This window comes from Vibrio sp. Vb2880 (assembly GCF_033337975.1).
Taxonomy (GTDB): domain Bacteria; phylum Pseudomonadota; class Gammaproteobacteria; order Enterobacterales; family Vibrionaceae; genus Vibrio; species Vibrio alginolyticus.
The window spans coordinates 102,403-127,665 of record NZ_JAWORT010000001.1 but is presented as its reverse complement, the minus strand read 5'-3'; the positions used below and the strand labels follow the sequence as shown (position 1 = coordinate 127,665).

Below are 25,263 nucleotides of genomic sequence, written 5' to 3'. Positions count from 1 at the left end.
TGGTACCAAAGCAGACCACTTGTACCATCTGCAATGAGCTTTACTGCTTTAAAAAGCATAGATGATGAATGGGTATTTGAGAGGGAAAGTTATTACTTTTTATCGGCTTGCCGATTGTTCGTTTGTTTTTTTGGATCGAGATAAAAAAACCAAAGCGATCCCACCAAGAATGATGCCGCTGGTTAAAAGAGTATGCAGTGAAAGAGGCTCGTGGAGTACGATGCTGCCGAGTAGTAAAGCAATGGCTGGCACGGAAAGTTGGCTGACGGCGGCTTGAAGTAAAGAGAGCTTACGTACGACTTGGTACCAAAGTGTATAACCAAGGCCAGAGGCAATGGCACCAGATGCGATAGCGAGCAACACTCCGCTCAAAGAAAGTTGGATTGAGGACAAGATTAATGGCGAAAGGAGCACGCCAATTATTGATGCTGCGATGAATCCCCACGTGATTCCACTACTTGGAGAAGGCGCTTGTTTACCGAGCGCAGTAAACGCAGCCCAACAAACGCCAGAAATCAACATGAGAAGTGCAGAGCTAATATCGGGGCGAGTGGCAGATGGCAACATCAACCAAACAAATCCAACAATTGAAAGGCCGATACCGATGATTTCGAGAAACTGAAAGCGCTCACCTTGCAACCAATAGATCGCCAGTAATGTAAGTTGCACGGCACCAAACAAAAGCAAAGCACCAGTTCCTGTCGCCAGTTGTAAGTACGCGAAAGAGAAAAGGGCTGCGTAACCAAATAACGCCACGCCAGCAAAAAAGCGAAAGCGAGAAGTTGGCCGATCGGTTTTCCACTGACCTCTCACGACAAGCATTGCGATTAAGGTAATCGCGCCAGATATCAATCGAACGAGCGTGAAGCTTCCCGCATCAATTAACCCTTCTGCCAAGGCAAGTCGGCACAATAATGAATTGGCAGCGAACGCCAGCATTGCAATAGCAGTGAGTAAGAAGGTCGACATCCTTGATCCTTAGCGTGTAAATGAACAGCTAGTGTAGATCCAAAAGAACATTTTTATTAGTTGATAAAGTGATTAGTTATAGCTATCAGAGCAAGAAAGTCATTAAAAATAACCAGAGAAAACCTGACCTTAGCCTGAGTCTTACTGTGGTTGGGAAGGTTGTTTGTACAATGACTTAATGGTGTTTTTCAACCATAGCAATTTGGGGTTGTACGCATTGCGTTTATGCCAAATCATGGTAAATGGAATCAGTAACTTGTCTTGTTGAGTTTTGTCTAACGGAATTGGCAAGCACACCAAATCGAGATGCAGCTTTTCTGTGTAACTTTTGCAATAGTGCGGCGCGGTGGTGATCATGTCATGCGTCGGCTGCGCTGCCATAAAAAGAGATTGCTCAAAGTTGGACATCGTCAGCCCGATAGAGCGCTGTAGCCCTAGTTCCGTTAATACTTCATCCAACGCCCAAGTTTCACTTTTTTCCCAAACAATATTGATGTGTTGGTAGCTCAGAAAGGTCTCGAGATTCCACTCTTGCTGTAATGCCGGATGATCTTTATGTAAATACACCATCGGCAGGTCATAAAATAGAATCTCAAAATCCAAGAAATAAGGCAGAAGATCCAACGACTCTTTCGATCTCGGGTGACTCTCTCGGCCGGTAAAACCGATATCCGCCTCTCCTCGAATGATGGCGTCGAGTGAATCGTAATCCCAGTTACTGGTTTTTACTTTCGCTTCAGGGTATCGCTGGTGGATAGCGACGATGAGTCTGTCCAGCACTGTGAGCACTAATGGCGACTCAATCGTGATATCAAAACGCACTCCTTTAGGCGTAATATCGCTGCGTTTTTCTGCAATTTGGCTGCCAATTTGCAGCCATTCTGCGAGATCTTGCTCCATGCTTTGTGCCAAAGGCGTTGGCGCAAGACCTTTAGGTGTTTTGACAAACAAAGGATCATCGAACCAATGACGAAGTTTGTTGAGCGACTTACTTACGGTAGAGGGCGTAACGTTCAGCTTTTTCGAGGCTTTCGAGACGCTTTGCTCTTGCAGCAATAATTGCAGCGTGAACAGTAAGTTTAAATCAAGTCGCGCTAGGGATTTCTTCATAATGGGTATCGTGAACAGGCTTTGGAATCAATAGTATTAGAGCAAGGCTGATTACGCTACCTAACACTAAGATAAACACCAACATATTCAGTGCACTAACGCCGATGAAACCCATAAACCAAATATAGAACGCGGAACTACAAACTTGAGCAATGCCCAGTAACGAGCTTGCCACGCCAGCTTGTTGAGAGAATGGGCTGAGCGCTTGGCTCATGGCCACGCCAAAGCCACAAGCGAAGCCTGCGCAAATCAGCCCAAGTCCGAAAACATAGTAAAAAGGTTGTCCATCATGGAAATGGGCTGCACTGAGCACGATGGCTGAACAAACGAGCAATCCTTGAGAGCTCATCATTAAGGTTCGCTGCTTGAAAATCCCCAATGCCAATGGCGCCGAGAACGAAATCAACATACTGATCGTCGCAGTCCCCGCCATGATGGAAGAATAGCCACCGCGATCAAAACCAAGCATACTCATCACAACAATTGGTGAAGCGTTAACAAAGGTCAGGATGGTGGTCACTCCAAGTGCAGTAATGATCAGCCTACTGATAAAAAATCGCTCGAAGAAAGTCTCTTGATGGCTCTCTGGCGTTGTCTGTTCTTCACATTGTTGGCTGGGTAGTGATTCCTTGAGAACAAAAATGGCCAATACACTGACGAGAATGCCCATTCCTGCCATCGTGGTAAACAAACTCGGCCAAGGAAATTTCAGCATAATCAAGTGACCAATCACGGGTGCGATCACTGGAATGATACAGGTGATGCCATTGAGCATCGACAATACTTTCGCGCGGCGTTCATCGTCTAACGTGTCGCGTAAAATCGCGAACGCGACGACATAGCAAGATCCTGCACCGATGCCTTGGCAAAAGCGAGCAATCAAGAAAGCGTTTGGTTGTTCAGCCATTCCGCCGAGAAAAGACGCGAGCACGAAGATCATCGCGCCGACGACGGCAACAGGCTTTCGTCCCACAGAGTCTGCAATTTTCCCCGCGAATAACATGGTGGTAGCCATGCCAGCTAAATAGATCGAAAACGCAATATGCAACTGAGATTCACTGGCGTTGAGATCTGACGCAATTTGAGGCAAACCAACAAGATACAAATCAATGGCAGTAGGGTAGAGTAAAACGAGTGCAAAACTACAAAGTAAAAAACGGGACATGGAAACCTCTCTATCGAATGGCGAGGATAATAGAGTGCTAAACGTTTGCCTGCGAGTGGGAAATACGACACTAGGTATTTCTATTTACGACATACCCTGTATGAATTGAGCATAAAAACAACAAGGAAGATTATGATTACTATTGAAAAGTATTCGCCTGAGCGACATGAACAAACTTGCGAACTTAGCGTGCTAGAAGAGCAATCGCAGTTTACGGTCGCGGATGTGGGTGAAATGCTTACGCGTCTTGAACCTACAGAACTTCCGCATCTGATTTTGACAGACGATGATGTGGTTGGCTTTTTTCTATTTGATGCAGCTTACAGTGAGAAATACGATTTTTGCCCGGAAAACAGTTTAGGCGTGCGGGCTTTGCTGGTGGATCACCGTCATCAAGGCAAAGGCATCGCCAAGCAAGCCATTCAACAGTTTGCCGATTTCGCCAAACGCCATTATCCCGAGTTTGATGCGCTTTATCTCACTGTGAATTGCCGCAACATACCCGCTTATCAGTGCTATTTAAAATCAGGGTTTGAAGATACCAATGAGCTTTACCACGGCGGCCCCGTTGGACCGCAACACATTATGAGACAGCCGCTTTAGCTAGGAAAAACCAAGGATGGAAAGATGAGGATTGAAATCGACAATTTAGAACGGCCGCAAGTGATAGCGATGTTGGAAGGACATTTACAGGACATGTACGCCACGTCACCACCAGAAAGCGTGCATGCGTTAGATTTAGATAAGCTCAAAGCGCCAGAAGTGACATTTTGGACCGGATGGAAAGGTGAGCAACTGCTTGGGTGTGCGGCGATTAAAGAGTTGGATGACCAACACGCGGAGCTGAAATCCATGCGCACCACGCCTACGGCAAGAAACCAAGGTGTGGCATCTCAATTATTGATTCATGTGATTGAGCAAGCGAAGCAAAAAGGTTTGCAGCGCTTGAGTTTAGAAACGGGCTCGATGGAGTTTTTTAAACCAGCGCGCCTGTTGTATGAAAAGCATGGCTTTGTGTACTGCGAGCCGTTCGGGGATTACGAACTCGATCCGAACAGTCAATTCATGACCCTAGAACTGAGCTAGGGCCATGAATTTTTAGAAGCTAAATCCAATCGATTTAGAAATTCAGATTCAAGTTGATGGTTGGCGACAAGAGGCTTGAACGCTCGTCAGCCAATCGCTTTCTCTTCTCTTTCAGTCTCTTGGCATTGTCTTTGTCTGGATTGCCATCAAGCTGATTATCGATGACCGAGATTTCAGTATCGATTTGTTGGATGCGTTGCTGGCGTTGATATTCTTGATGACCTAACTGGTAGTTCTCAATAAACTCTTTGCTGCTGCATACACCGTAATATTCTTTGCCTTCGATACCGACAGTGTACCCATTGTCTGGTGAGCAATATTGGATAGTGCCTTTATCAAAGCCTTCTTTCCATTTCGCTCGGTCGGGTATCACACCCGCTTCACCACAGTCTTCGGTATAGCTATTGATAATGCTTGGATCGTTGCCGTCTCGGCCATCTTGATAACCTACGTTGTACCAGTTTGCCGTTTTGCACTCATCCGGAGACATGCTGGCGCAACCTGAGAGCAAAGTCAGTAAAGCCAGGGGGATTAGCGCTCTTTTCATCAGTGACTGTCCTTTAAATAAAATCGAATTGATAACTTGAGTTTAAAATGAACACTGTTCATATCAATGGTTGAAATCATTGTATCCACAATTGTGGTGACTCATTAATCTAAGTGATAAATTTATTATGCTGAATAGAAGTGTGTTTGATTAGTATTATCCACGAACTGCGCCTTTGCTGCATCAATCCACTAGCCTTGGCCCCAAATTAAGTGATAATACCAACATAAAGATAAACACCGTCAATGAGGCTAAGACATTGAGCGAACAACCCACCGTCCTTATTATCGAGGATGAATCTGCTATCGCAGAGAACCTGATTCATGTATTAGAGATGGATGGCTACCACGCAGAGTGGTTTGCAACGGCAGGAGAGGGCTTGGCCTTTTTGCAGCATAACTCTGCAGCGTTACTTGTCTTAGACGTAGGCTTACCGGATGGCAATGGTTTTGAATTATGCAAAACCATCCGTGAGTTTTCTGATATTCCCATTATCTTTCTCACTGCAAGAAGCGATGAAATTGACCGCGTAGTGGGCTTGGAGATTGGCGCAGATGATTACGTGACTAAGCCATTTAGCCCGCGTGAAATGTTGGCTCGTATTAAACTTCGAATCAAAGCCAAAATGCCGATGATGGAGCACAAACCAGAGCCTGTGGCTGTTCCAGAACAACCTCATTTGAACCATGATTTAGTTGCGCAGAACTTCGACTACGGTGTTGGCGGGCAAATGCTTGGGCTGACCGCGGTGGAGTTCAAGATCCTCGATAAACTGATTTCTGTCTCTTCCAATGTATTGAGTCGAGAGCAACTTATGGTCGCTGCTGACATGGCGCCGGAAGCTGCGTACGAGCGCAATATTGATACCCACATCAAAGCCATTCGCCATAAGTTGAAGCCGTTTGAGATGTCTGAACGCATCTGTACCAAACGTGGCTTTGGTTATTTTTACTGCATTAAAGGTGAATGATGAATCGCTGGCCGAAGATCCCACTTGGACTCAGACTGTTTTTTCTCTACTTCATCTTAGTCGGGATGACGGCTTACATGGTGAGCAAAACGGTTGTCCAAGAACTTAAGCCAACCGTGCGCCAAACCACCGAAGAGACGCTGGTGGATATGGCGAACTTGCTTGCGGTATTGGCGGAAGAAGACGTCGCGAATGACAAGTTGTCTGAGAATCGCTTCTCCAAACTATTAACGGCTTATGGACAGCGAGAGCCTCAAGCGCGCATTTGGGAAATCGGCAAAAAAGCGATTAACCATCGAATTTACATCACCGATAAACAAGGGATTGTTATTGCGGATTCTTGGCAGCAAGACGTAGGCAAAGACTACTCGCAATGGAACGATGTTTATCTCACGTTGCGTGGTCAATACGGCGCGCGCAGTACCATCGAAGACCCGAAAGATCCGCTCTCAACCGTTATGCACGTGGCTGCGCCCATTTATCATAAAGGCGAAATTATTGGCAGCGTGACGGTGGCAAAATCCAATCGCTCAGTACAACCCTTCATCGATCTTTCTAAATGCAATGTGCTGTTTTGGATGGTGTGGATGAGTGGTTTAGTGCTATTGGCAGGGGCATTGTTTGCTTGGCGAATTCACTCGGCACTGAACAAGCTAGAAGACTACGCGACCAAAATGGGTGAAGGTGAAAAGGTCTCTAAGCCGACATTTCGTATCTTTTATGAGTACGGCACGCTAAGTGATGCATTAGAGAAAATGCGCAATCAGCTCGATGGTAAGCAGTATGTGGAAGAGTACGTACAGACGCTGACTCATGAGCTGAAAAGTCCGTTATCAGCGATCAAAGGCGCGAGTGAAATATTGCAAATGCCGTTGCCTGAAGAAAAGGTCGCGCGCTTTGCTGGCAACATTGAGCGAGAGAGCGATCGCATGCAGTCATTGATTGATAAGTTGCTAGAACTTGCTCGTCTTGAAAAGCGCCCTGAGCTAGAGCAAGTCGAAGCTATCTCGCTAGAACAAATGGTCAATGAAGTGGTTGAGTCGGCGGATGCGCGTTTGAGTGCTAAGTCGGTCACTGCCAAAATCCAAATTGATGACCATCTCTCCGTACTTGGTGATGCCTTCTTACTGAAACAAGCCGTTTTTAACCTGATGGACAATGCGCTGGATTTTGTTCATTCAGAGGGATGCATTGAATGGAAAACTGAGGTCACGAAAGAAAAGGTGTGCCTGTCGATTTTCAATTCAGGTCCTCACATTCCCGACTATGCAATGCCTCGTTTAACCGAGCGCTTCTACTCCCTCGCTCGGGAAAATGGTGTTAAGAGCACTGGGCTCGGGCTTAATTTTGTTGAGCAAGTGATCAAGCTGCACAAAGGTCAGTTGCAAGTCGAAAACGTCGATGCTGGCGTGAAAGTGACCCTGATTTTACCAACTCCATAGAAACTCCACATTAGCTCCATTCGTTCTCCAAATTGCTGATTTAGATTACTCCCATCAGCAAATGGAGAATGAAACATGAAAAAGATCCTCAATAACCAACTCGGCACGAAGTTCGCCTTCGTGCTGTTTTTGTTTGTCTTACTGCAAATCCCGCTTTCAATGGTCACAGGGCTGATCTCAGAACGCTCATATCGCCAAGATGAAGTCAGAAACGACATCGCACGCAGCAGCAGCGGCGAACAGCGCATCATTGGTCCATTCATCATGGTTAATTACACCGAAACCAGTTACCGAGATGACAAAGTACAGATTAAAGAGCGTCGTAAATTTCTTTTACCTAGCACTTTTGATATGAGCGCGAATCTGGACAGTTTTGAAAAGTACCGAGGCATTTACCGCGCGCGTTTATACAAAGCACAAGTGGCACTGAAAGGCACTTTTGATGCAGACGAACTCGCGGCGTTGCAGGGGCTTGATATTGACAACATGAGCCTAGTCGTTGGCATTGAAGACAGCCGTGGATTGATTCGTTTGGATGACATGACCATGGCGAGCTCTGATATCGAAGTCGCACCGGGAACGGGGTTAAATCAGTTACCACAAGGCTTCCACAGTGATCTGACACTTGCAGACCTAAACCCAGCAAAACCTTTGGTATTCGATCTTAACTTCTTGCTACAAGGGATGGGACAGCTTCAAGTCACACCAATTGGCAGTCAAACAACAGTGGAGCTCTCTTCAACATGGGCGCATCCAAGCTTTATCGGTGATTACTTACCGGTGTCATCAGAAGTATCTGAAGATGGATTTAACGCGCAATGGGCGAGCAACAACTTCTCAACCAATATCGCGCAGCTGTTCCAAAGCTGTTTGTCATCGAATCACGCTTGTCACGAGCTTGAACAGCGACAAATGGGCGTAGATTTGATTGACCCCGTTGATCACTATTTGAAGTCTCACCGAGCTGTGAACTATTCACTGTTGGTTATCACATTAGTATTTGCGAGTTTCTTCTTACTGGAGTTGTTCCAAGCGCGTCCGGTGCACCCTGTGCAATACGGCTTTATTGGTCTGGCTTTAGCACTTTTCTATCTGTTGCTGATTTCGATGAGTGAACACCTCGGCTTTAACTGGGCGTATGTGGTGTCAGCAGTTGCATCGACGGGGCTTTTAAGTGTGTACGTGAGCGGTATGTTGAGCAACACCAAGCACGGCGCGATATTCGGAGCGTGTTTGCTCACTCTCTACGGATTACTGTTTGGCTTGCTACAAGCAGAGAGTTACGCATTGGTCATGGGGACATTACTGTGTTTTGCGATTTTGAGCTTCACTATGGTCATTACACGCAACATCGACTGGTACGCACGAAATAAGAAAGCAGAAGAAAGTGCAAAGGCGAATCGTGAAGATGTTTAAACGAGTCACTCTTGCTGGTCAGCCAAGCGATATGGTGGAAGAGACGTCCGCTATCCGCCTGCAATTTTCTGCAAAAAATGGACTCAAAAGCTTGGTGTGTTTTATCGCATTGGTCGTTATCGCGCTCTATGTTCGAGACAGCTTTATTCGTCCGACAGTTGGTGATGTTCTCGTTGTGGTTTGGCTCTACTACTTTCTTGCAAGCTTGTTCTCCATGCCCGTTAACTGGCTGGTTTCACTGGTGGTGTTGATTGCGTTTGCTGTTGAGTTAGGGCAATTGTTACAGGTCGCGGTTTGGCTTGGTATCGAATCTTCATCGCCTCTGGCTGTGATTTTGGGCGCCACATTTGATTGGAAAGATCTGCTGGCTTACTGCATCGGGGGTCTACTGTGTTGGTGGATGGAAAAGAAATGAAAACCGAGATGAAAGCCATTGCGCTACCAAACCGACTCCGCCATTCCAAACGAGGTATTCGTAAAAGGATCAAAATCAGTTTACTAAAGCGCGTGTACCTTTGGTCACTGACCAATAGAGAACTACTGTAGCGCTACTTCTCTATCTGAAATACAAAAGGGAATCTTAACTCACCGGCGCACAGGGTGAGTTAAGATTCCCTTTATTGTTAACTATGAAGTCTAGCTGCTATTTTTAATTAGCTTTCAAATGAAAGCTTCTCGCCGAACGTCTCTTTCCAGTCTTTATCGAACTGTTCAACCGCAGGTTTGACTGCTGGATGAGCGAACATTTGCGCCGCCACATCGGTTGGTAATGTAATGGCTTCGATGCCCAGTTTCATCACCTCCATCGCTTGTTGAGTGTTTTTGAAACTGGCTGCCAAAATCTTCGCTGGTAGTTGGTTTTGATCGAGCAACAATTGAAGATCGGCGACCACTTCAACACCGTTGCCGTTCATCGCATCAATGCGGTTTACGTAAGGTGCTAGGTAGTCTGCACCGCACAGTGCTGCAAGGAAACCTTGTTGAGCAGAGTAGATAGCGGTAGCAAGAACCTGAATTCCCTCTTTTTTCATTAACTTAATTGCCGCTAAACCCGTTTCTGTTGCTGGCACTTTTACCACCATATCGTAAGGCAATTCATTCAGTTGACGTGCTTCTGCCACCATGCCTTCAACAGTTGAACTCACGACTTGCGCGTGAAAACGCGGTGTACCGCCAAGTGCTTCTTGCATGCCTGCTAGGGTTTCATTCAGTCCCTGTTTTGACTTCGCCAAAATGCTTGGGTTTGTCGTCACGCCTTTTAGCGGTAGGCACTGGTTAAAGCGTTTTACTTCTGCCACATCAGCAGTATCTAAATAAAGTTCAATCATGGTTTCTACCTTAAACAAAATCTTCGTTTTGATGATGGGATCACTATAGATCTGACAATCGAACGAGATCTTGATTTCGATCAATTGAAATTTCATTTGAAACCACAATAATTTCACTAAATGAAAGCCGAGTAAAACTTGTAAACACTCAAATGAAGCTTTCAGTTAGAACACAGAAAAGCTGTTCATAAGACTTAACCAGCAAAAAGAAACGGATTAAGTACACAGCGGTAGCACAGACCAAGAGGCAAGCAGAGATGTATTTCAATATCCAAAGATTCTCTACCCATGATGGCGATGGCATTCGTTCCATTCTTTTTCTTAAAGGATGCAGCTTGTCTTGCCCTTGGTGTCAAAACCCAGAAAGCCGCAGCGAAAAACATTCACTGTTGTTTGATCAGCGAAGCTGCATGGAAGGCTGCCAGCTTTGCATTTCTGCATATCAAGCCACAACTCAAACCACGGTGGGTGATGGTATTCAACGTATCGACAACCAGATCATCATCAATCGCAAAGCCATCAAAGAAGACCAACTGATCGCGCTGCGAAACGTCTGTCCTACGCAAGCACTGACCGTCTGCGGTGAAGAGGCGAAATCAGACATGCTGTTCGACACCTTGATGAAAGACAAACCTTTCTATGACCAAAGCCAAGGTGGTGTGACCTTCTCCGGTGGTGAGCCTCTCATGCAAGCGGATTTAGTGGCCGAACTCGCGCAGCGTCTGCATGACAACCAAGTCTCGACTGCTATTGAATCGTGCATGCATGTGCCATGGAAGAACGTCGAAAAAGCCGCGCCGCATATCGATTGTTGGTTGGCAGATTTAAAACACACCGATGAAGAAAAGTTTCTTAGTTGGGCGAAAGGTTCACTAAAACGCATCAAAGACAATTTCCGAAAACTGGCACCTATCGCGAAACGCATTGTGATTCGCGTTCCCGTTGTGCAGGGGTTCAATGACACCATCGAAGAGTTGAAAGACATCATCGATTTTGCGGCCTCACTAGAAAGCTGCCAAGAACTTCACTTGCTGCCGTACCACACGCTCGGCATCAATAAATACCGTTTGCTCGATATGCCTTACGAGTGTTCTGACAAGCCATTAAACAAACCAGAACTGCTAGAAAGCGCCATGCAATACGCAAGCGAAAACACCCAACTTAACGTGATTGTAAGAGGTTAACTATGGACCTGAACACCCTTCCTGAGCGTATCAAAGCGCACAAATCGGCACTGGTAAATATCGTAACGCCACCTGTCTGTACCGAGCGTGCAGAGGCATACACTCGTGCTTATCAAACAAACGAAGACAAACCTGTGATTGTCCAACGTGCGTTGGCACTGCAAGAGCACTTACGCACTCGTACGATTTGGATTAAGCACGATGAATTGATCGTCGGTAACCAAGCGAGCAAAGTGCGCGCTGCGCCTATTTTCCCGGAATATACAGTCCGTTGGATTGAAGCGGAAATTGATGGACTAGCCGACCGTCCGGGTGCAGGCTTTGCGGTCACCGAAGAAGATAAGCAAAGCATCCACAGCATCACACCGTACTGGCGCGGTAAAACGGTTCAAGATCGTTGTTATGGCTTGTTTACCAATGAGCAGCAAGAAATCTTAGCCAGCACCATCATTAAAGCTGAAGGCAACATGACTTCGGGTGACGCGCACCTAGCGGTGGATAACGAGAAAATCTTGAAGTTAGGCATGAACGGTTTGCTAGAGGATGTTCGTCAGCACCGCGTAAACAATGATGTTTCGACCTTTGAAGGCTTGAAGAAAGAGCAGTTCTACAAATCGGTCGAAATCGTGTTGCTTGCCATTAAAGATCACATGGTGAGCTACGCTGAATTAGCAGCAAAAATGGCGCTTGAAGAGACGCGCCCGCTGCGCAAAGCTGAGTTAGAAAGCATTGCGGCAAACTGTCGTCATGTGGCGAGTGATGCGCCAGAAAACTTCTGGCAAGCACTGCAATTGAGCTACTTCGTTCAATTGATGCTACAAATCGAATCGAACGGTCACTCGGTTTCTTTCGGTCGTATGGACCAATTCCTCAACGAATTTTATGTTCGTGATATCGAAAACGGCACAATTGAGAAAGACTTCGCATTAGAGTTGCTACAAAGCTGCTGGTTGAAGCTGCTTGAAGTAAACAAGATTCGCTCTGGTGCGCACTCAAAAGCATCCGCAGGTTCTCCGCTGTACCAAAACGTCTGTATCGGCGGTCAGAAGTTGAATGAAAAGGGTGAGCCTGAAGACGCAGTGAATCCACTTTCTTGGGCGATTCTGGAATCTTGTGGTCAGTTACGTTCGACGCAACCTAACTTGAGTGTGCGTTACCATGAGGGGTTAAACCAAGAATTCCTGATGGGCTGTGTTGAAGTGATTAAATGTGGCTTCGGTATGCCTGCGTTCAACAATGACGAGATTGTCATTCCTGAATTCATCAAGCTTGGCGTAGAGAAAGAAGACGCTTACAACTACGCATCTATCGGTTGTATCGAGACGGCGGTTCCGGGCAAATGGGGTTACCGTTGCACGGGCATGAGCTTCATTAACTTTGCGCGTATCCTATTAGCGGCACTTAACGAAGGTGTGGATGCAACAACGGGTAAAGCTTTCTTGCCACACGATAAGTCATTAGCAAAAGGAAACTTTGAGAACTTTGAGCAAGTGACGGCGTCTTGGGCAGAGCAAATCCGCTACTACACCCGTAAATCGATTGAGATTGATACCGTAGTCGATAGCGTGCTTGAACAGCAAGCTCAAGACATCTTCTGTTCAACGCTGGTGGATAACTGTTTAGCTCGCGGTAAAACCGTGAAAGAAGGTGGCGCGAAATACGACTGGGTATCTGGTTTGCAAGTCGGTATCGCCAACTTGGGTAACAGCCTAGCTGCCATCAAGCCCCTTGTTTTCGATGACGCTCAGATTACGCAGCCCCTTATCTCACAACAACAGCTTGCAAAAGCATTGGCAGAAGATTTCGACGGCATGGAGAACGAACAACTTCGCCAACGTCTTATCAACTTTGCACCCAAATACGGTAACGATGATGACGCAGTAGACCAACTACTGGCAGACGCGTACCAAGTGTACATTGATGAGCTAGAACAGTTCGTTAATACACGTCATGGGCGTGGTCCAATTGGCGGCGGTTACTACGCAGGGACATCAAGTATCTCGGCAAACGTCCCATTCGGTGCTTCAACCATGGCAACGCCAGACGGTCGTAAAGCGAAAACGCCATTGGCAGAAGGTGCAAGCCCGTCATCTGGCTCAGACCGTTTAGGTCCAACGGCAGTGTACAACTCGGTTGGTAAGATTCAAGCGAATAAGATCCTTGGTGGCGTGCTGCTTAACCAGAAGTTAAGCCCGGCAGCAGTTGAGTCTGAAGGGGATAAGCTCAAGCTTTCTATGTTGATTCGTACCTTCTTCAACCACCACAAAGGTTGGCACGTGCAGTACAACATCGTCTCTCGCGAGACCTTGCTAGCTGCGAAGAAGAACCCTGAACAATATCGTGATCTTGTTGTGCGAGTTGCAGGCTACTCAGCCTTCTTCACCGCGCTATCACCAGATGCGCAAGACGACATTATCGCACGTACTGAGCACGAGCTGTAAGTACACTCACTAACTAAAACGAAAGGCACCGATTGGTGCCTTTCGTTTGAATACTTAATCCGCAAATGACTATACCTGAACGCATTAAAGCTTGTGCAAAATGGTCACGCATTTCTTCGTGATGTTGTCGTACTCTTTCGTCATGTAAGCGGTAGTGATCGCGCCCTCTTTCATGATGCAAATGGCATCGAGTAATGCAGCGTTGTCTGATTTGAGATAGTGTTGAATTAGCTCTCTGACTTGCTGCTTATGGTAGCGGCAATACGTTGCGATCTCGCCACTGTCGTCACTGAATTCCGCGGACGTATTGATGAAAAAGCAACCGCGAAACTCGCCCAACTTTTCTTCAGAGCCATGAAACCAGCCGTTGAGTGCTGTAAATAACTGATCGATCACCTCCGCGCACGTTTGTGCTGAAGAAAGCTTTTCCTCCAACCATTCCATAAATACTTGGTGGCGTTGTTCTAATGCGGCGATGATAAGCGCTTCTTTGCTCTCAAAATGGTTATATAGCGTGCGTTTAGCCACGCCGGAAACATTGAGGACTTCATTGATGCCAATAGAGTTGATGCCTTGTTTATAAAACAGTGACAAAGCTGTGTCGATCAATAACTGTTTCTTTTTGTTCATAACTACGTCCTCAAAAAGTTCCATAAACACATATTGACAAAGGTAGACAGATTTGTCTATTTTATTTTGTAGACAATTCGGTCTACTTTGAGGTGTTTATGAATAATTTAATTTTATCGTTGGTTGCCGGGCTTGGCGCTACGTTGGCTATTGGCGTATTGTCCTACGCTGAGGTATCACTGACGGAGGTTGTACTCCTGATGGCACCATTTGGTGCTACCGCAGTACTGGTGTTTGGGGTGCCTAGCAGCCCTCTCGCTCAACCAAAAAACGTGATCATTGGTCACTTCATCACGGCATCTATCGGTATTGCGTTTAGCCAGTATGTTGACGTCACGCCGGTCACGCTCGCGATTGCGACGGGGCTAGGTGTGTCTGCGATGCTGATTACGAAGACCACTCATCCACCTGCGGGGGCAAATCCAATTTTGATCATGGCGTCTGGGCAGGGATGGAGTTTTCTCTTCACGCCTGTCCTGATTGGCGCGGTAGTGATTGTTCTGGTCGGTAAAGGGTTACAGTTGCTACAAAGTCAGTACCTAAACCCTCGACTGAATGGTCAGAAGACCTAGTCGGATTGTAGTTAGAGCCGCGAAAGGGAGTGATCTCTTTTGCGGTTTTATCTTTTGTCGGTTTGCAAAAACAAAATCTGATTCTCTCTTGGTATTCAGTCGTATACATCAACATGGTAGTTAAATTGGTACAATGCGATGAACAGAATCCACCCTAAGAAACTATTGCACAGTAAATGGACGGCAATTTCACCTAAAAACAAAGAGAAGCATTTTGTCGTGACGGAAATGGAACTAGATGAAGATGGTAACGTTGTGAGATGTGTCATCGAGGCAGTCATGAGTAAACGCGACCGAGAGATGAACTGGCAAGACCTAAAAGACTCTGAGCAATGGATGCAAGGATGGAAGTGAGTGACGCTTCGTTGTTGGGCGAATCAAGCAGAAACGTGCGTTGCGAGTAGGCAAAAGTGGTGCTATCTGATACGTTGATAATTCGTTCTAACGCCCACTCAAAGGATTAATTATGATTGATTTCGACAATTCCTCTGTATTTAAGCTTAAGCCGATTGACGTTTCTAATGCCAGAGAAGACTTCCTTAAGTTCTTGATTGATGGTGAGACTATTTTCGCTGCTTTTAAAACAGTTCGTGACCAAGTGGTGTTTACGAACAAGCGAGTGATAGCGGCAAATGTGCAAGGGATTACCGGCTCAAAAGTGGATTACACTTCTTTGCCTTACAGTAAGATCAATGCATTTTCTATCGAGACCTCTGGTACTTTTGATTTGGATTGTGAAATCGAGTTCTTCATGAGTGAGGTGGGAAGAGTGCGTTTTGAAATTAAAGGCTCGTTTGATTTGATTTCTTTCAACCGTATGGTTAGTGAGTATGTACTAGGTTAAGGGATTAGAAATGAGAGCTTCGCTGAGAGACAAAATTATAGAGGTCTGTGACAAAAAGATCGCGAGTAAAGGTGAATTGGTTGGTCTCTCATTTTATGCGTTTTTCGCTAATAAAAATGACGACCCAGAGCTGTTGATGGAAGCGGCTACGTGGTGGATTCAGACTCATCAGCTCGACCACTTCGAAAAAGCAGTAAAAATAAAATCAATGGTCGAGTCGGGGAGCTAAATTAAAAAAAAGAAGTAAAGAAAGCAGACAAATGCTAATAACGTTGCGGACAAAACAGGGTAGATAATGTAAGAGTCCTGCTTGTTGGTTCGTTGAAAACATAGCGAAACAAGTAAGACGTTATAAACAACAAGTAACAAGCTGATCATGGTTCCGCTGTTTAGTGTCATACTTGATAGCTGAGTTAAGAAAAACGCCAATAAAAGGTAATCGAAGACAATGAGCCATAAAAAGGCTTTCTTCAGTAAGTCGCTTTTTCTTTTTTCGGATGATGTTATGTGCATATAGAACTCAACTAAAAAGTCACAGTAACAGAGGCTTTGGTTAGAGAGGTCACCATCAGAGTGGTGACCTTTTAAGATTATAATTCTTGAATTTTTACTTCGCTGGTGGCGGTATCGCCGGAGTAATTGATGACTTCTTGACGAATGACTGGTTGGTTAAATTCAGCCTTATCTTTCGCTTTTTGCAGTTCACTTTCTTGGTGGTTGCCAAAAAGGGTCTCAAGCACTTTAGCGGCAGGAGTCGTTAAAACAAACAGCTCAATACGACGGTTTTCGCTAGAATCTGGCTCATCAGGATTAAGCAGCGCTCTATCTGACATACCCGTTACCTGCATTACTCTATCATCCGGCATACCGCCTTCAACTAACGTATTTCTTGCTACGTCTGCTCGAGAGGCTGATAACGCCCAGTTAGATTGACGACCAAAACGCTTTTTAAATGGAATTGCATCTGTGTGTCCGCTGATGATCAGAGGGTTGTTAACACGATGAAATACAGGTGCTAGTGCGAGCAGTAAATCTTCAAAAAAAGGAGTAAGTTCTGCACCACCACGGCTGAACATATGCTGTTTGTAATCATCTTGAAGGACGATACGCAAACCTTGTGGTGTCACCGTGACGTTTACATTTCCCTGCGCATTAATTTGGGCAGTCATTTGCTCAATTACTTTCGCTAGTGCGGCAAGTTGCTCTTGAGTATCGAAGTTACCAGGAATCAAAGAATCAATTTCTGGTCCATCCCCATCACCTTTAAAGTAAGAGCTTACTACATGGTTGGAGTTGTGTTTACTTGGCACAGAAGAGTCCTGTGCCAAGTCGATAGGAGAAATACTTTGTGACGTATCAAATGGGTTGCCGTAACTCTTGTCGAATACGCTTGAACTATGCAAGTGGGCAACAATCGCTTTACGCTCTTCTTTGTCTACCACCTGCATAACCCAAAGTACAAGAAACAGCGCCATTAGGGCGATCATGAAGTCAGCAAACGCGACTTTCCACGCGCCGCCATGAGATGACTCATCATGGCTGTATACTTTGGCACGTTTGAACACTACATGCTCTTGTTTTTGCATTATCCCTCCTGTTCAGCTAACCACTTCTCCATTTGGTTGAATGTTGGTTTGATGTCTAGCTGAATATGTTTACGACCAGCGTCAATGGCGAGCAATGTCGGCTTTTTCGCTACGTAGGCAACCAAGGTTGCACGAACGCACTCAAAAGCAGTCATATTACGTTTTACTCGCTGAGCCATGGCGTTACTTAGTGGATCTAAGCCACAGTAACAACCGAAAATACCAATGAATGTACCAACGAGAGCTGCCGCAACGTGATACCCAATCATAGCGATTGAGCCATCAATAGCTTGCATGGTGATAATGATGCCACCAACTGCTGCAAGAATACCGAAGCCAGGTAGTGCTTCTGCTGTACGCTGTAGTGAGCGTGAAGGTAAAAGCATTTCGTTCTGTATTGCTTCGATTTCTTGCTCTAGCAGTCCCTCTAATTCATGAGGCGACATCTGTCCCATTGCCATTAAACGTAAATTGTCAGTAATGAAAGAAATTAGGCGATGATCTTCTGCGATCGTCGGGTAAGCGAGGAACATAGAGCTTTGCTCCGGAGCCTCAATATGAGAATCCAGAAACTTGTATCCGCGGTTTCTCGCTGTCTCTAGCAAGTTGTTGAGTAGTGCCATTAATTCCATGTAGTACTCATGCTCTTCTGTTGGACCTTTAATGGTCGCTGGCACTTGGCGACGCATTTCTTTCAGTACATGAGGCGGATTACCGATGATCAAAGAACCAGCAGCGGCGCCAATAATGATAAGGAATTCGGCTGGCTGCCAGATAGCACCTAAGCTACCACCGGCCCACATATATCCACCGAAGACGCACACCAGGATAGTGAGCACTCCAAAAAACTTTTGCATCTTGTGACTCCTAAGAGGACATTAATTGGTTGAGTTGTTTCAGCGCTTGTTTGTGAAGCTGACATATACGAGGTGGTGTCAGATCCAATACCAGAGCTATTTCGTGTAAGTTGAGTTCATGTTGATAGAACAGAGTCAGGAGCAGTTGATCGCGCTTAGGTAATTTACCCAAAGCACTGTCTAAACTACGACGAATATGTTCATGTTCCATGCCATCGTATTGCCCGCCAATGTAGCTATCACCGCTGCTCTCCATCAGTTGGTCAAGGCTTTGCATCTCGCCTGCGAGAGCGGCATTTTGGCGGTTGTAATAATCTTGCTCATTCGTCCCTAAAGCCTGGATGATTTCGGCATCCGTTGGCATTCGACCTAACGTTCGAGTGAGATCTCGAGTCACGTCGTTGAGCTCGTGGGCTTGTTGACGAGTCTTACGTGAACGCCAATCTAGTCGGCGTAATTCGTCTAAAATAGCTCCCCGAACTCGACAAACGGCGAAAGCAGGAAAGTGAGGATCGTCAACATCGCCATATCGGCGTCCAGCCTCGACTAGAGCGATAAGGCCTATCTGCTGCATATCTTCAATACTACAGTGAGAAGTGGCATGAACGCGCAGCTGGTTAACTACGCGTTTTACCATGACCTGATGACGTTGTAGCAATGCGTTTTCATCAATTGGTCGTGACGGTGTTGTCACTTCCTCTTCTGTGGTGTAAGTGTCTTGTACATTCATGTCTAACATGGTTGTGCTCCGTTATTGCACAACATATTTAGTCAACAAAACATCGTCGATTTCTCGGACGATGTCTGTTTTAGCAAAAGCGAGTAGAAGCGTTTGCTTCACTTCGTCTTGCAGAATATCGATGGCACCCGCTTGCTGTAACTGATCAAACGTTTTGTCGCTAAACAGTTTTAATAGAGAGTTTTGTACCATAGGCATGTATTCATCGATCTCTTTGATACGCTCTGGGCGGCGTGTCTCAATTGCCAGTTCTAGCATCACAAAGTGAGTCTGTTTCTTGCCTTTAACGGTCAAAACGACTTTGTCCAAAGGATGGAAGCTAGGACCTTTGCTTGTCGGTTGTTCTGTGACCAAAAAAGACAGTGGAGAGTCTTCGATCAGTGAACCAGAGTCAGGTGACTCTTGAGCGTGTTTGTTTAAGTACCAGATTCCGCCCATAATTGTGACGGCCGAAACGAGGGCACTGGTGATGATCATGGCGATAAACAGGGCGATCATTTGTTGTTTGGTCATAACCTTTTTCCTCGAAGATTCACTAAGCTTGAGTGCTTAGCCAGTGTTCTGAATAGTTAGTTGTTGTCGTGGTTTGGAATGCACCAGATTCTCGTGCGGCGAAAATATTGGCGTCTTCTTCGTTTGCATGTGGGTCATTTCGACCTTGGTTTTGATCAGAGCCAACATTGACATCGACATGAACGAAGTTTTGCTCTTGTAACTCAGTACGCAATCGTTCCGAAACTTGCATTAAAGCTTCTCGTGTTGCTGCGGCATTGGCGTTGATGTGGACACTCAATCGGTCACCTTCAACACGTACAAGTAAATCCAGTTTCCCCAAGTCTGGTGGGTCTAGGCGGATTTTTGCTTCTTGTACATTTTGTTGAGCTTGGAGCGTCACGCGATCATGTAAAACTTGCATCATTTGCTCCCCCCACTTTCCGGCAGTGGTATCAACACGCACCGCTGCCCACTCAGAGCCTTGAGCTTGAACATGACTCGTCGCAACCGGTGAATGTGCAGGTTGTGTTGTAGGAGCTTGTGCTTGAAGTAGAGATGCGGTTGGTTGGCCTTGAACAGGTTGATTCAAAAGAGTTTGAAACTCAGCACCGGAGATAGGCAAACGCGAACTCGATGAAGTCGGCAGACTTTGCTTCACATCTTGTTTTGATGATGTGTTTAACATAGCGTTAGACGAATCTTGAGTAACAGACTTAACTTCGCTCGCAGTCATTAAAGATGACGCTTTTCCTAGTTTCTCAGCCTGCTTCTCTGCCATGGTAATCATACCCTGGGTTAAAGCTTGAGCTTGCGCTGCAAGATCAGTCGATTCTGTTAACCCTGGTGTACTGGTCAAGTTGGCATCCGGATCTGAAGCTGAGCGGTCATCAGTATCAAAACCATGACTTTGTACTTTGTTTGCGCTGTTCAAAGTAGAGGCCGTAAGGTGAAAACTCGGTACCGCTGACGCAGAGTTAAAGTCTTGCTCACCATTCTGCTTGTTCCCTGATTTAAAACCATGAGAAAAGCCGTGTACCGAGTTCGCTTGCTTGATGTGACCCTCATTGTTAGCTGGCGAATTACCCGAGTGCTGAGTTGAAGAAGGTATGATCATTGAGTTAGCTCCATGGTCATTGCTAATTGATAGGCCATAGCGCGTTCTTGATGGTCATTGACCATGTTCATCTCTTTTTTCAACTCGTTGGTCGACTTCTCTAATACTGCGAAGGCATTAGCGTGCACTGTTTTCGCTCGCTGGATTTCAGGTGCAAGCTTAGGATCTTTCAAAAAAGGCTTGTGACTGATCAAAAGCTCTCGCAACTGCAAGTCGTACCGCTTGAGCGCATGCCAATCGGCCGTTTTTGCGGCGAACTGGATGAGCTGAGATAAATGACGGAATCGCTCTGGCGATACTTTATGCTTGTTGTCCAAAATTCATCCAACCTTCACGAATGTTACCCATTACACGCTCAACGTTAACCAAGCGATTTGCATCGTTTTGCACGCTAGCGTAATAAAGTTCGACTTGGCAGAAGTCATACAGCTGGCGTAGGTTTTCCGCAATTTCACCGCCGTTTTCATCATCTAAAGCACTTGTTAGTCCAATCAAGATGTTCATGCATTTGTTGATTCCATTCCCTTTCTCGGCCAAACGATTTGCGGCTAGGTGGCCGCGAATACGTTCAACTTCATCGAGTAGGCCATCGATTAACATGATGACCAATTGGTGTGGATTTGCTGCTGCCGCTTGAGCGTCGAGATCGACTTGTTGGTACGAATCGTAACCAGAATCCATAAGCATGAATATTTCTCCTAAATTTGGAACCAAATGTCTTATTTTTGAGCTTTAAACATGGACATGGTTTGGTTCATTTGGGTCATAATTGAATTCATTTGAGTGAATTGTTTGAGGTAGCGGTTGTACGACATTTCGTACTTACGCTCTAAATTGGTTTGTTTATCTTTGATTCGGTCTAAGCTTGACTGTATTGCGTCTTTACGCGTGCTGAAGGTACCTGATGAGAACTTCAAGAAAGGCTCTACCATTGCGTCAAGAGAATCTAGCAAAGCGTCATCCCCATTAAACAACACCTCTAAGCCTGCGCTGTTTGTTTGTTGAGCTTCTTTGAACTTTTCTTGATCAACTTTCATTTTACCGTTGCGGTCTAGGCTCACGCCGATCTCGCTTAGGCGCATACCATTGTGTTCACCTCGGATTAACCCCGTTAACTGACTCTCAATAGAACGCAATGTCGAGTCGCTAGCGAGCACGCCGCGTTTCTGATCTTCACCGCCAATTTGGGTGTACTGATCGATAGTCGAAACAAGGGCATTGTAGGTTTCCACAAACTTATCTAGTTGTTCTTTAGTGCCTTCGCTATCAGCTCCAATTTTTAAACCGATTGGCGAATCTCCCGCGGCTTGCGGTTTAGATACGGTAATGTCAACACCGTCGATGACACCTTCAAAAGTGTTACTTGCGTTGGTTAGTCTCAGGCCTGAGTCTTTTGCACCTAGCCACATAACCGCATCTTGCGGAGCGTTAATTTGCTTGAGGTTGGTGAAGGCGTCTTCAAACCACGCTTGGCCAGTACCCGTTGCAGATACGTTGATCTTATTTTCGACACCAGTCTCAGTGCTCGATAGCATAAAGTGTGTTTGACCATTCGAGCGAACTAGAGTGGCGTTAACGCCAGGGTTATCCGTATGATTGTTAATCGCACTTGCTAAATCACTGATCGTTGCAGTGCCGTCACCATTAATATCAACGGAGGACAAGTCTAGAGTCATTGTTTCACCGTTGATGGTGAATTCTAAAGATCCAGTTGTTGGTACTTCTGTCGTCGCCTCAAGGTCTGCAGGCATTCCTGTAGATACTTGATGCGCCGTTGCCACTTTTTCTACAAAAATCTGATAGTTACCCGTTAGCGCTTTAGCATCCGCGTTTGCAGTAAAGTTACCTTCTTGAGAGAGTGTCGCACTGTTTTTGATGATGCTGTTTGTGCTGTTATTCATCTCTTTCATTGCAGTACGAAAATCACGTAGTGCGCTTTCAACTTTATTAAAAGCTGATAGTTGTGACTGGTACACATTAGCTTGCGCTTGGTAACGGTTTTTGAATGGGTTTGTGTCCAATTGTGCGAATTGGGTTGCCATTTTTACTGGGTCTAAAGAACTCATGAGGTGTGCTCCTCTCATCTCTTATTGGCTTGAATACTTTGAATGCTACGCCTTAGTTTAATTATCAGTGGCAAGATGCGTGCCGTATATTAAATTCAATTAAAACAAAGGTTTAAAGCTATTTTGTTTTCTTGGGAGGAAGTGGTGTTTCCACCTTGTTTGTTCCGCCTTCCTCCATGGAAAAAGTAATTTCCTTATAAGAAAAGGCGACCTAAACAAAGAAAATATTTAATTGTATTGATGGTTCTAATTAGGAGAGATGTTTTAATTAGACGTTATATTCAGCCTTTACTTCAGCTTGATTCAGATAATTCTTACAGAGTGCATTAATTGCGTTCTGATATTATTTTTGATAGTGCGACGTGTAAGTTTTCTCACTAAAAATTAAATTTTTTACGTTTCAAAGAATGTCAGTTATGAATGAATTTGCGTTACGATTGATGAAATGTGCTCGTGCATATGAAGAGTTCATTAACAAAAAACTATTAAGTAAACAGAGCATCAATTCTGATGAGATAGCTAGTATCTTAAAGGAAGCTAAGTTCAATTTTCCTGAACTTAGAGATAGTAAAATAGGAAGCAAATTAGAGACGATAGAATTAGAATTGTTTAATAAGGTTTTATTTAATATTATGTTGAAATTCGGATTCAGGGTACCTGAATCTCACAAAGATAATACGAGCTCTATTTATATTCGTAGATAAAAAATAAAGCCTTCCATTGGAAGGCTTTATAATTAAGACGATTTAAATTAAGCGCACTATTAACTAAGTAATTAGCGTAGTAGTGACATTGCCATGCTTGGAAGCTGGTTAGTTTGAGACAGAACAGTTGTACCTGCTTGCATCAACATTTGGTTCTTAGTCATGTTTGAAGACTCTACCGCAAAGTCTGTATCCATGATACGACCTTTAGATGCTGTAACGTTTTCTACCATGTTACCAAGGTTAGCCATAGTGTGCTCAAGACGGTTGATGTTCGCACCGAAGTCTGCACGAGAGCTACCAATTTTTTCTACTAGACCGTCAGCGCCGCTGATTTTGTCTAGTGCTGCTTTTGCTTTAGTCGCGTCACCGATACCATCAGTAATTGCTGCATCGCCAAGAATATCTGTGATCGCAGTGATACCTGCACCAGCGCTTACAGTTAATGTCTCAGCAGAAGATGCACCGATTTGGAATGTTACGTCACCTGCACCGAAGCCGCCGCCTTTAAGAAGGTTTTGACCACCGAACTTAGTGTTGTCTACGATGTTGTTTAGTTCTTTGCTAAGCTGTACGAATTCTTTGTCAAGAGACGCACGGTCTGTCGCACTGTTTGAACCGTTCAACGATTGTGTAGCAAGGTCGTTCATACGGTAAACGATGTTTGTCATTTCATCCATCGCACCTTCAGCAGTTTGCATCATAGAGATGCCGTCTTGTGCGTTACGCATTGCTACTGACATGCCGCGTGTTTGCGCTTCTAGACGGTTAGCAATTTGAAGACCAGCAGCGTCATCAGCAGCTGAGTTCACACGGTAGCCTGTGCTTAGACGTTCCATTGCTGTGTTTAGAAGTCCGCTTGTTGTGTTCATTGTGTTTTGAGTTACAAGCGAAGCGTAGTTAGTGTGCATTGATAAAGCCATCTTAGTCTCCTTAGTTAGTCACTATATCTTTCAGGCCTCGGGATATTCCCTTGTCACTAACTAGAGGCGGTCGGTCGGCTTTAATGATTAATTTGAAAATTAAAAAATTTCTAAAAAAGATAAATATTGATGATTTTTAGTGATTTGTATTCCATGAAAACCGGGAAAATCATCATATAAGCCTAAATTTTTTAGTTAAGTTAAAGAAACTATTGCCCAATGATCTTGTGGTTATCCGTTATAAATAAAAAAACAGCACGAATAAATCGTGCTGTTTTTAAATATAAATGGTTGAGTTTCAACTATTCCTCATCAAAAGACTGAAAGGAGAGAGAGGTTGGGATATCGCTGAAATAACCAAAATAATAACTGGCACCCAATAAACGATAACGGTTAAGTTCCGTTTGACTCGCTACACGTCCGGCAACCCAAGTATATTTATGCTTTCTTAAGAACTTAGCAATAGGTAGGAAAGCGTGTCTTTCTTCTTTATCCTCTAGTGTGACTGATAATTTGATCATATCAGGACTAAAGTCTGCGACGCGCTCGAAGTTCACTTGCGATGTCGCGACTTCAAACCAAAGTGAATATGCATTCTCTTTTAACTTTTTGGTGAGTGTGGCGACTTTATCACGATCACATAACGTTTCATCAGCTTGAAGAGAAGGAATCACATGTTGAAAAGCAGAAGAGTGGAACTGAATAGTCTGTTCGAGAAAATAAACCCCAGGCTCCCAAAGTAATGCATCCACGCGAATTGGTACGACAACATTACTAATCAAGTCGTGGTGAAAGGCTTCTAACTGAAACTGTGTTTGTCTTAGTGCAAGGTAAAGACTGAACAAATCCAGGCAGTACTGCATTTGTTCAGAGAGTTTGAATTGATAGACACTTTGTTCTCCACGCATACCAAATCTCAACGTCAGGTGTTGGAATTCTACTTCCCCTGATTGAGCTTCCCTAATTGCTTGGCATGCGTGTTGGACATCATTGTGTTTTAAAGCATCAAAGACTAATTGATCGTCATCCGTGACGATGTGTTGTACTGCGAGACCAACCAAATGTTCGTACATCG

At 45.0% G+C, this 25,263-nt stretch carries 30 protein-coding genes; 13 read left to right on the top strand and 17 right to left on the bottom strand.

Annotated features, from left to right (window positions below; all coding sequences use genetic code 11):
- Window positions 1-99 precede the first annotated feature (99 nt).
- The 3 genes from R7M92_RS00590 to R7M92_RS00580 form a co-directional block, all read right to left on the bottom strand.
- Window positions 100-969 carry a DMT family transporter gene (locus R7M92_RS00590; RefSeq protein WP_318132484.1) on the bottom strand — a complete coding sequence of 290 codons (870 nt, stop codon included), beginning with the start codon at window positions 967-969 and terminating at the stop codon, window positions 100-102.
- Window positions 970-1,110: 141 nt separating this feature from the next.
- Window positions 1,111-2,079 carry an HTH-type transcriptional regulator YidZ gene (yidZ, locus tag R7M92_RS00585; RefSeq protein WP_171345523.1) on the bottom strand — a complete coding sequence of 323 codons (969 nt, stop codon included), beginning with the start codon at window positions 2,077-2,079 and terminating at the stop codon, window positions 1,111-1,113.
- Window positions 2,054-3,244 (bottom strand): MFS transporter, encoded by a 1,191-nt coding sequence (locus R7M92_RS00580; protein WP_318132482.1) that lies wholly within the window; start codon window positions 3,242-3,244, stop codon window positions 2,054-2,056. The genes yidZ and R7M92_RS00580 overlap by 26 nt, the downstream gene beginning before the upstream one ends.
- A 132-nt stretch (window positions 3,245-3,376) precedes the next feature.
- Here R7M92_RS00580 and R7M92_RS00575 point away from each other — a divergent pair, with 132 nt between their 5' ends.
- Together R7M92_RS00575 and R7M92_RS00570 are read left to right on the top strand one after the other, a co-directional pair.
- Window positions 3,377-3,847 (top strand): GNAT family N-acetyltransferase, encoded by a 471-nt coding sequence (locus tag R7M92_RS00575; protein WP_033906687.1) that lies wholly within the window; start codon window positions 3,377-3,379, stop codon window positions 3,845-3,847.
- A 24-nt stretch (window positions 3,848-3,871) separates the two neighbouring features.
- Complete coding sequence (locus R7M92_RS00570; protein ID WP_033906688.1) at window positions 3,872-4,330, top strand: GNAT family N-acetyltransferase; 459 nt, start codon at window positions 3,872-3,874, stop codon at window positions 4,328-4,330.
- Window positions 4,331-4,364: 34 nt separating this feature from the next.
- Here R7M92_RS00570 and R7M92_RS00565 read toward each other — a convergent pair whose 3' ends face one another.
- Window positions 4,365-4,877, bottom strand: a complete 513-nt coding sequence (locus R7M92_RS00565; protein ID WP_017634421.1) for a DUF2799 domain-containing protein — start codon at window positions 4,875-4,877, stop codon at window positions 4,365-4,367.
- A 259-nt stretch (window positions 4,878-5,136) separates the two neighbouring features.
- Between R7M92_RS00565 and R7M92_RS00560 the strand changes: the two genes are divergently transcribed.
- From R7M92_RS00560 to R7M92_RS00545, 4 genes are all read left to right on the top strand, one after another.
- Window positions 5,137-5,847 (top strand): response regulator, encoded by a 711-nt coding sequence (locus tag R7M92_RS00560; RefSeq protein WP_031781081.1) that lies wholly within the window; start codon window positions 5,137-5,139, stop codon window positions 5,845-5,847.
- Window positions 5,847-7,289: a two-component system sensor histidine kinase CreC gene (gene creC / locus R7M92_RS00555; RefSeq protein WP_318132570.1), complete on the top strand. Its 1,443-nt coding sequence runs from the start codon at window positions 5,847-5,849 to the stop codon at window positions 7,287-7,289. Before R7M92_RS00560 ends, creC begins: the two co-directional genes overlap by 1 nt.
- A 75-nt stretch (window positions 7,290-7,364) precedes the next feature.
- Complete coding sequence (gene creD, locus R7M92_RS00550) at window positions 7,365-8,705, top strand: cell envelope integrity protein CreD (RefSeq protein WP_115386819.1); 1,341 nt, start codon at window positions 7,365-7,367, stop codon at window positions 8,703-8,705.
- The gene (locus R7M92_RS00545) at window positions 8,692-9,120 is read left to right on the top strand and encodes a DUF2809 domain-containing protein (protein ID WP_256896032.1); all 429 of its coding nucleotides are present in this window, start codon (window positions 8,692-8,694) and stop codon (window positions 9,118-9,120) included. Before creD ends, R7M92_RS00545 begins: the two co-directional genes overlap by 14 nt.
- A 238-nt stretch (window positions 9,121-9,358) precedes the next feature.
- Here the strand turns inward: R7M92_RS00545 and R7M92_RS00540 are convergent, their stop codons facing one another.
- On the bottom strand, window positions 9,359-10,033 hold the full coding sequence (locus tag R7M92_RS00540) for a fructose-6-phosphate aldolase (protein WP_027726626.1): 675 nt from the start codon (window positions 10,031-10,033) through the stop codon (window positions 9,359-9,361).
- Between the two features lie 257 nt (window positions 10,034-10,290).
- On the opposite strand from R7M92_RS00540, the gene R7M92_RS00535 reads away from it, so the two are divergent.
- Both R7M92_RS00535 and R7M92_RS00530 read left to right on the top strand, forming a co-directional pair.
- Window positions 10,291-11,217 (top strand): glycyl-radical enzyme activating protein, encoded by a 927-nt coding sequence (locus tag R7M92_RS00535; RefSeq protein ID WP_318132481.1) that lies wholly within the window; start codon window positions 10,291-10,293, stop codon window positions 11,215-11,217.
- A 2-nt stretch (window positions 11,218-11,219) separates the two neighbouring features.
- Complete coding sequence (locus R7M92_RS00530) at window positions 11,220-13,658, top strand: formate C-acetyltransferase/glycerol dehydratase family glycyl radical enzyme (RefSeq protein ID WP_318132480.1); 2,439 nt, start codon at window positions 11,220-11,222, stop codon at window positions 13,656-13,658.
- Between the two features lie 84 nt (window positions 13,659-13,742).
- Here R7M92_RS00530 and R7M92_RS00525 read toward each other — a convergent pair whose 3' ends face one another.
- Complete coding sequence (locus tag R7M92_RS00525; protein ID WP_115386815.1) at window positions 13,743-14,288, bottom strand: TetR/AcrR family transcriptional regulator; 546 nt, start codon at window positions 14,286-14,288, stop codon at window positions 13,743-13,745.
- Window positions 14,289-14,386: 98 nt separating this feature from the next.
- Here R7M92_RS00525 and R7M92_RS00520 point away from each other — a divergent pair, with 98 nt between their 5' ends.
- The 4 genes from R7M92_RS00520 to R7M92_RS00505 all read left to right on the top strand — a co-directional run bounded on the left by R7M92_RS00520 (window position 14,387) and on the right by R7M92_RS00505 (window position 15,933).
- Window positions 14,387-14,860 carry an HPP family protein gene (locus R7M92_RS00520; protein ID WP_005374998.1) on the top strand — a complete coding sequence of 158 codons (474 nt, stop codon included), beginning with the start codon at window positions 14,387-14,389 and terminating at the stop codon, window positions 14,858-14,860.
- Window positions 14,861-14,998: 138 nt separating this feature from the next.
- Window positions 14,999-15,214, top strand: a complete 216-nt coding sequence (locus tag R7M92_RS00515) for a TIGR02450 family Trp-rich protein (RefSeq protein ID WP_005374999.1) — start codon at window positions 14,999-15,001, stop codon at window positions 15,212-15,214.
- 112 nt (window positions 15,215-15,326) lie between these two features.
- Window positions 15,327-15,704 carry a PH domain-containing protein gene (locus R7M92_RS00510; RefSeq protein ID WP_005386881.1) on the top strand — a complete coding sequence of 126 codons (378 nt, stop codon included), beginning with the start codon at window positions 15,327-15,329 and terminating at the stop codon, window positions 15,702-15,704.
- A 10-nt stretch (window positions 15,705-15,714) separates the two neighbouring features.
- Window positions 15,715-15,933 carry a DUF6500 family protein gene (locus R7M92_RS00505; protein WP_017634431.1) on the top strand — a complete coding sequence of 73 codons (219 nt, stop codon included), beginning with the start codon at window positions 15,715-15,717 and terminating at the stop codon, window positions 15,931-15,933.
- On the opposite strand, the gene R7M92_RS00500 is transcribed toward R7M92_RS00505, so the two are convergent.
- The 9 genes from R7M92_RS00500 to fliD all read right to left on the bottom strand — a co-directional run bounded on the left by R7M92_RS00500 (window position 15,930) and on the right by fliD (window position 22,561).
- Window positions 15,930-16,217, bottom strand: a complete 288-nt coding sequence (locus R7M92_RS00500) for a hypothetical protein (RefSeq protein ID WP_005375002.1) — start codon at window positions 16,215-16,217, stop codon at window positions 15,930-15,932. The genes R7M92_RS00505 and R7M92_RS00500 overlap by 4 nt on opposite strands.
- A gap of 77 nt (window positions 16,218-16,294) precedes the next feature.
- Window positions 16,295-17,290 carry a flagellar motor protein MotB gene (locus R7M92_RS00495; RefSeq protein WP_005375003.1) on the bottom strand — a complete coding sequence of 332 codons (996 nt, stop codon included), beginning with the start codon at window positions 17,288-17,290 and terminating at the stop codon, window positions 16,295-16,297.
- The gene (motA, locus tag R7M92_RS00490) at window positions 17,290-18,147 is read right to left on the bottom strand and encodes a flagellar motor stator protein MotA (protein WP_005375006.1); all 858 of its coding nucleotides are present in this window, start codon (window positions 18,145-18,147) and stop codon (window positions 17,290-17,292) included. Before motA ends, R7M92_RS00495 begins: the two co-directional genes overlap by 1 nt.
- A 10-nt stretch (window positions 18,148-18,157) precedes the next feature.
- Window positions 18,158-18,886 (bottom strand): FliA/WhiG family RNA polymerase sigma factor, encoded by a 729-nt coding sequence (locus tag R7M92_RS00485; protein ID WP_005375008.1) that lies wholly within the window; start codon window positions 18,884-18,886, stop codon window positions 18,158-18,160.
- 12 nt (window positions 18,887-18,898) lie between these two features.
- On the bottom strand, window positions 18,899-19,399 hold the full coding sequence (fliL, locus tag R7M92_RS00480; protein ID WP_005375011.1) for a flagellar basal body-associated protein FliL: 501 nt from the start codon (window positions 19,397-19,399) through the stop codon (window positions 18,899-18,901).
- Between the two features lie 22 nt (window positions 19,400-19,421).
- Complete coding sequence (locus R7M92_RS00475; RefSeq protein WP_065275489.1) at window positions 19,422-20,495, bottom strand: flagellar hook-length control protein FliK; 1,074 nt, start codon at window positions 20,493-20,495, stop codon at window positions 19,422-19,424.
- Window positions 20,492-20,812, bottom strand: coding sequence for a hypothetical protein (locus tag R7M92_RS00470; RefSeq protein WP_005375013.1), 321 nt, complete (start codon window positions 20,810-20,812; stop codon window positions 20,492-20,494). Before R7M92_RS00470 ends, R7M92_RS00475 begins: the two co-directional genes overlap by 4 nt.
- Window positions 20,796-21,182, bottom strand: a complete 387-nt coding sequence (gene fliS, locus R7M92_RS00465) for a flagellar export chaperone FliS (protein WP_005375014.1) — start codon at window positions 21,180-21,182, stop codon at window positions 20,796-20,798. The genes R7M92_RS00470 and fliS overlap by 17 nt, the downstream gene beginning before the upstream one ends.
- A 32-nt stretch (window positions 21,183-21,214) precedes the next feature.
- On the bottom strand, window positions 21,215-22,561 hold the full coding sequence (gene fliD / locus R7M92_RS00460) for a flagellar filament capping protein FliD (protein ID WP_318132479.1): 1,347 nt from the start codon (window positions 22,559-22,561) through the stop codon (window positions 21,215-21,217).
- Window positions 22,562-22,977: 416 nt separating this feature from the next.
- Between fliD and R7M92_RS00455 the strand changes: the two genes are divergently transcribed.
- Complete coding sequence (locus tag R7M92_RS00455) at window positions 22,978-23,265, top strand: hypothetical protein (RefSeq protein WP_005375016.1); 288 nt, start codon at window positions 22,978-22,980, stop codon at window positions 23,263-23,265.
- 71 nt (window positions 23,266-23,336) lie between these two features.
- Here the strand turns inward: R7M92_RS00455 and lafA are convergent, their stop codons facing one another.
- Together lafA and R7M92_RS00445 are read right to left on the bottom strand one after the other, a co-directional pair.
- Window positions 23,337-24,188 (bottom strand): lateral flagellin LafA, encoded by an 852-nt coding sequence (gene lafA, locus R7M92_RS00450; protein ID WP_213897517.1) that lies wholly within the window; start codon window positions 24,186-24,188, stop codon window positions 23,337-23,339.
- A 302-nt stretch (window positions 24,189-24,490) separates the two neighbouring features.
- Window positions 24,491-25,261: an EAL domain-containing protein gene (locus tag R7M92_RS00445; RefSeq protein ID WP_005375023.1), complete on the bottom strand. Its 771-nt coding sequence runs from the start codon at window positions 25,259-25,261 to the stop codon at window positions 24,491-24,493.
- Window positions 25,262-25,263: the final 2 nt, after the last annotated feature.

What these genes read in the sequence shown, in the direction of transcription:
- R7M92_RS00445 (WP_005375023.1), bottom strand. Translation starts at nt 25,261, where the DNA reads ATGTACGAACATTTGGTTGGTCTCGCAGTACAACACATCGTCACGGAT.
- R7M92_RS00590 (WP_318132484.1), bottom strand. Translation starts at nt 969, where the DNA reads ATGTCGACCTTCTTACTCACTGCTATTGCAATGCTGGCGTTCGCTGCC.
- R7M92_RS00535 (WP_318132481.1), top strand. Translation starts at nt 10,291, where the DNA reads ATGTATTTCAATATCCAAAGATTCTCTACCCATGATGGCGATGGCATT.
- yidZ (WP_171345523.1), bottom strand. Translation starts at nt 2,079, where the DNA reads ATGAAGAAATCCCTAGCGCGACTTGATTTAAACTTACTGTTCACGCTG.
- R7M92_RS00505 (WP_017634431.1), top strand. Translation starts at nt 15,715, where the DNA reads ATGAGAGCTTCGCTGAGAGACAAAATTATAGAGGTCTGTGACAAAAAG.
- lafA (WP_213897517.1), bottom strand. Translation starts at nt 24,188, where the DNA reads ATGGCTTTATCAATGCACACTAACTACGCTTCGCTTGTAACTCAAAAC.
- R7M92_RS00455 (WP_005375016.1), top strand. Translation starts at nt 22,978, where the DNA reads ATGAATGAATTTGCGTTACGATTGATGAAATGTGCTCGTGCATATGAA.
- R7M92_RS00580 (WP_318132482.1), bottom strand. Translation starts at nt 3,244, where the DNA reads ATGTCCCGTTTTTTACTTTGTAGTTTTGCACTCGTTTTACTCTACCCT.
- R7M92_RS00510 (WP_005386881.1), top strand. Translation starts at nt 15,327, where the DNA reads ATGATTGATTTCGACAATTCCTCTGTATTTAAGCTTAAGCCGATTGAC.
- R7M92_RS00575 (WP_033906687.1), top strand. Translation starts at nt 3,377, where the DNA reads ATGATTACTATTGAAAAGTATTCGCCTGAGCGACATGAACAAACTTGC.
- R7M92_RS00570 (WP_033906688.1), top strand. Translation starts at nt 3,872, where the DNA reads ATGAGGATTGAAATCGACAATTTAGAACGGCCGCAAGTGATAGCGATG.
- motA (WP_005375006.1), bottom strand. Translation starts at nt 18,147, where the DNA reads ATGCAAAAGTTTTTTGGAGTGCTCACTATCCTGGTGTGCGTCTTCGGT.
- fliL (WP_005375011.1), bottom strand. Translation starts at nt 19,399, where the DNA reads ATGACCAAACAACAAATGATCGCCCTGTTTATCGCCATGATCATCACC.
- R7M92_RS00525 (WP_115386815.1), bottom strand. Translation starts at nt 14,288, where the DNA reads ATGAACAAAAAGAAACAGTTATTGATCGACACAGCTTTGTCACTGTTT.
- creD (WP_115386819.1), top strand. Translation starts at nt 7,365, where the DNA reads ATGAAAAAGATCCTCAATAACCAACTCGGCACGAAGTTCGCCTTCGTG.
- R7M92_RS00520 (WP_005374998.1), top strand. Translation starts at nt 14,387, where the DNA reads ATGAATAATTTAATTTTATCGTTGGTTGCCGGGCTTGGCGCTACGTTG.
- R7M92_RS00565 (WP_017634421.1), bottom strand. Translation starts at nt 4,877, where the DNA reads ATGAAAAGAGCGCTAATCCCCCTGGCTTTACTGACTTTGCTCTCAGGT.
- R7M92_RS00475 (WP_065275489.1), bottom strand. Translation starts at nt 20,495, where the DNA reads ATGATCATACCTTCTTCAACTCAGCACTCGGGTAATTCGCCAGCTAAC.
- fliS (WP_005375014.1), bottom strand. Translation starts at nt 21,182, where the DNA reads ATGCTTATGGATTCTGGTTACGATTCGTACCAACAAGTCGATCTCGAC.
- creC (WP_318132570.1), top strand. Translation starts at nt 5,847, where the DNA reads ATGAATCGCTGGCCGAAGATCCCACTTGGACTCAGACTGTTTTTTCTC.
- R7M92_RS00485 (WP_005375008.1), bottom strand. Translation starts at nt 18,886, where the DNA reads ATGTTAGACATGAATGTACAAGACACTTACACCACAGAAGAGGAAGTG.
- R7M92_RS00500 (WP_005375002.1), bottom strand. Translation starts at nt 16,217, where the DNA reads ATGCACATAACATCATCCGAAAAAAGAAAAAGCGACTTACTGAAGAAA.
- fliD (WP_318132479.1), bottom strand. Translation starts at nt 22,561, where the DNA reads ATGAGTTCTTTAGACCCAGTAAAAATGGCAACCCAATTCGCACAATTG.
- R7M92_RS00540 (WP_027726626.1), bottom strand. Translation starts at nt 10,033, where the DNA reads ATGATTGAACTTTATTTAGATACTGCTGATGTGGCAGAAGTAAAACGC.
- R7M92_RS00515 (WP_005374999.1), top strand. Translation starts at nt 14,999, where the DNA reads ATGAACAGAATCCACCCTAAGAAACTATTGCACAGTAAATGGACGGCA.
- R7M92_RS00495 (WP_005375003.1), bottom strand. Translation starts at nt 17,290, where the DNA reads ATGCAAAAACAAGAGCATGTAGTGTTCAAACGTGCCAAAGTATACAGC.
- R7M92_RS00530 (WP_318132480.1), top strand. Translation starts at nt 11,220, where the DNA reads ATGGACCTGAACACCCTTCCTGAGCGTATCAAAGCGCACAAATCGGCA.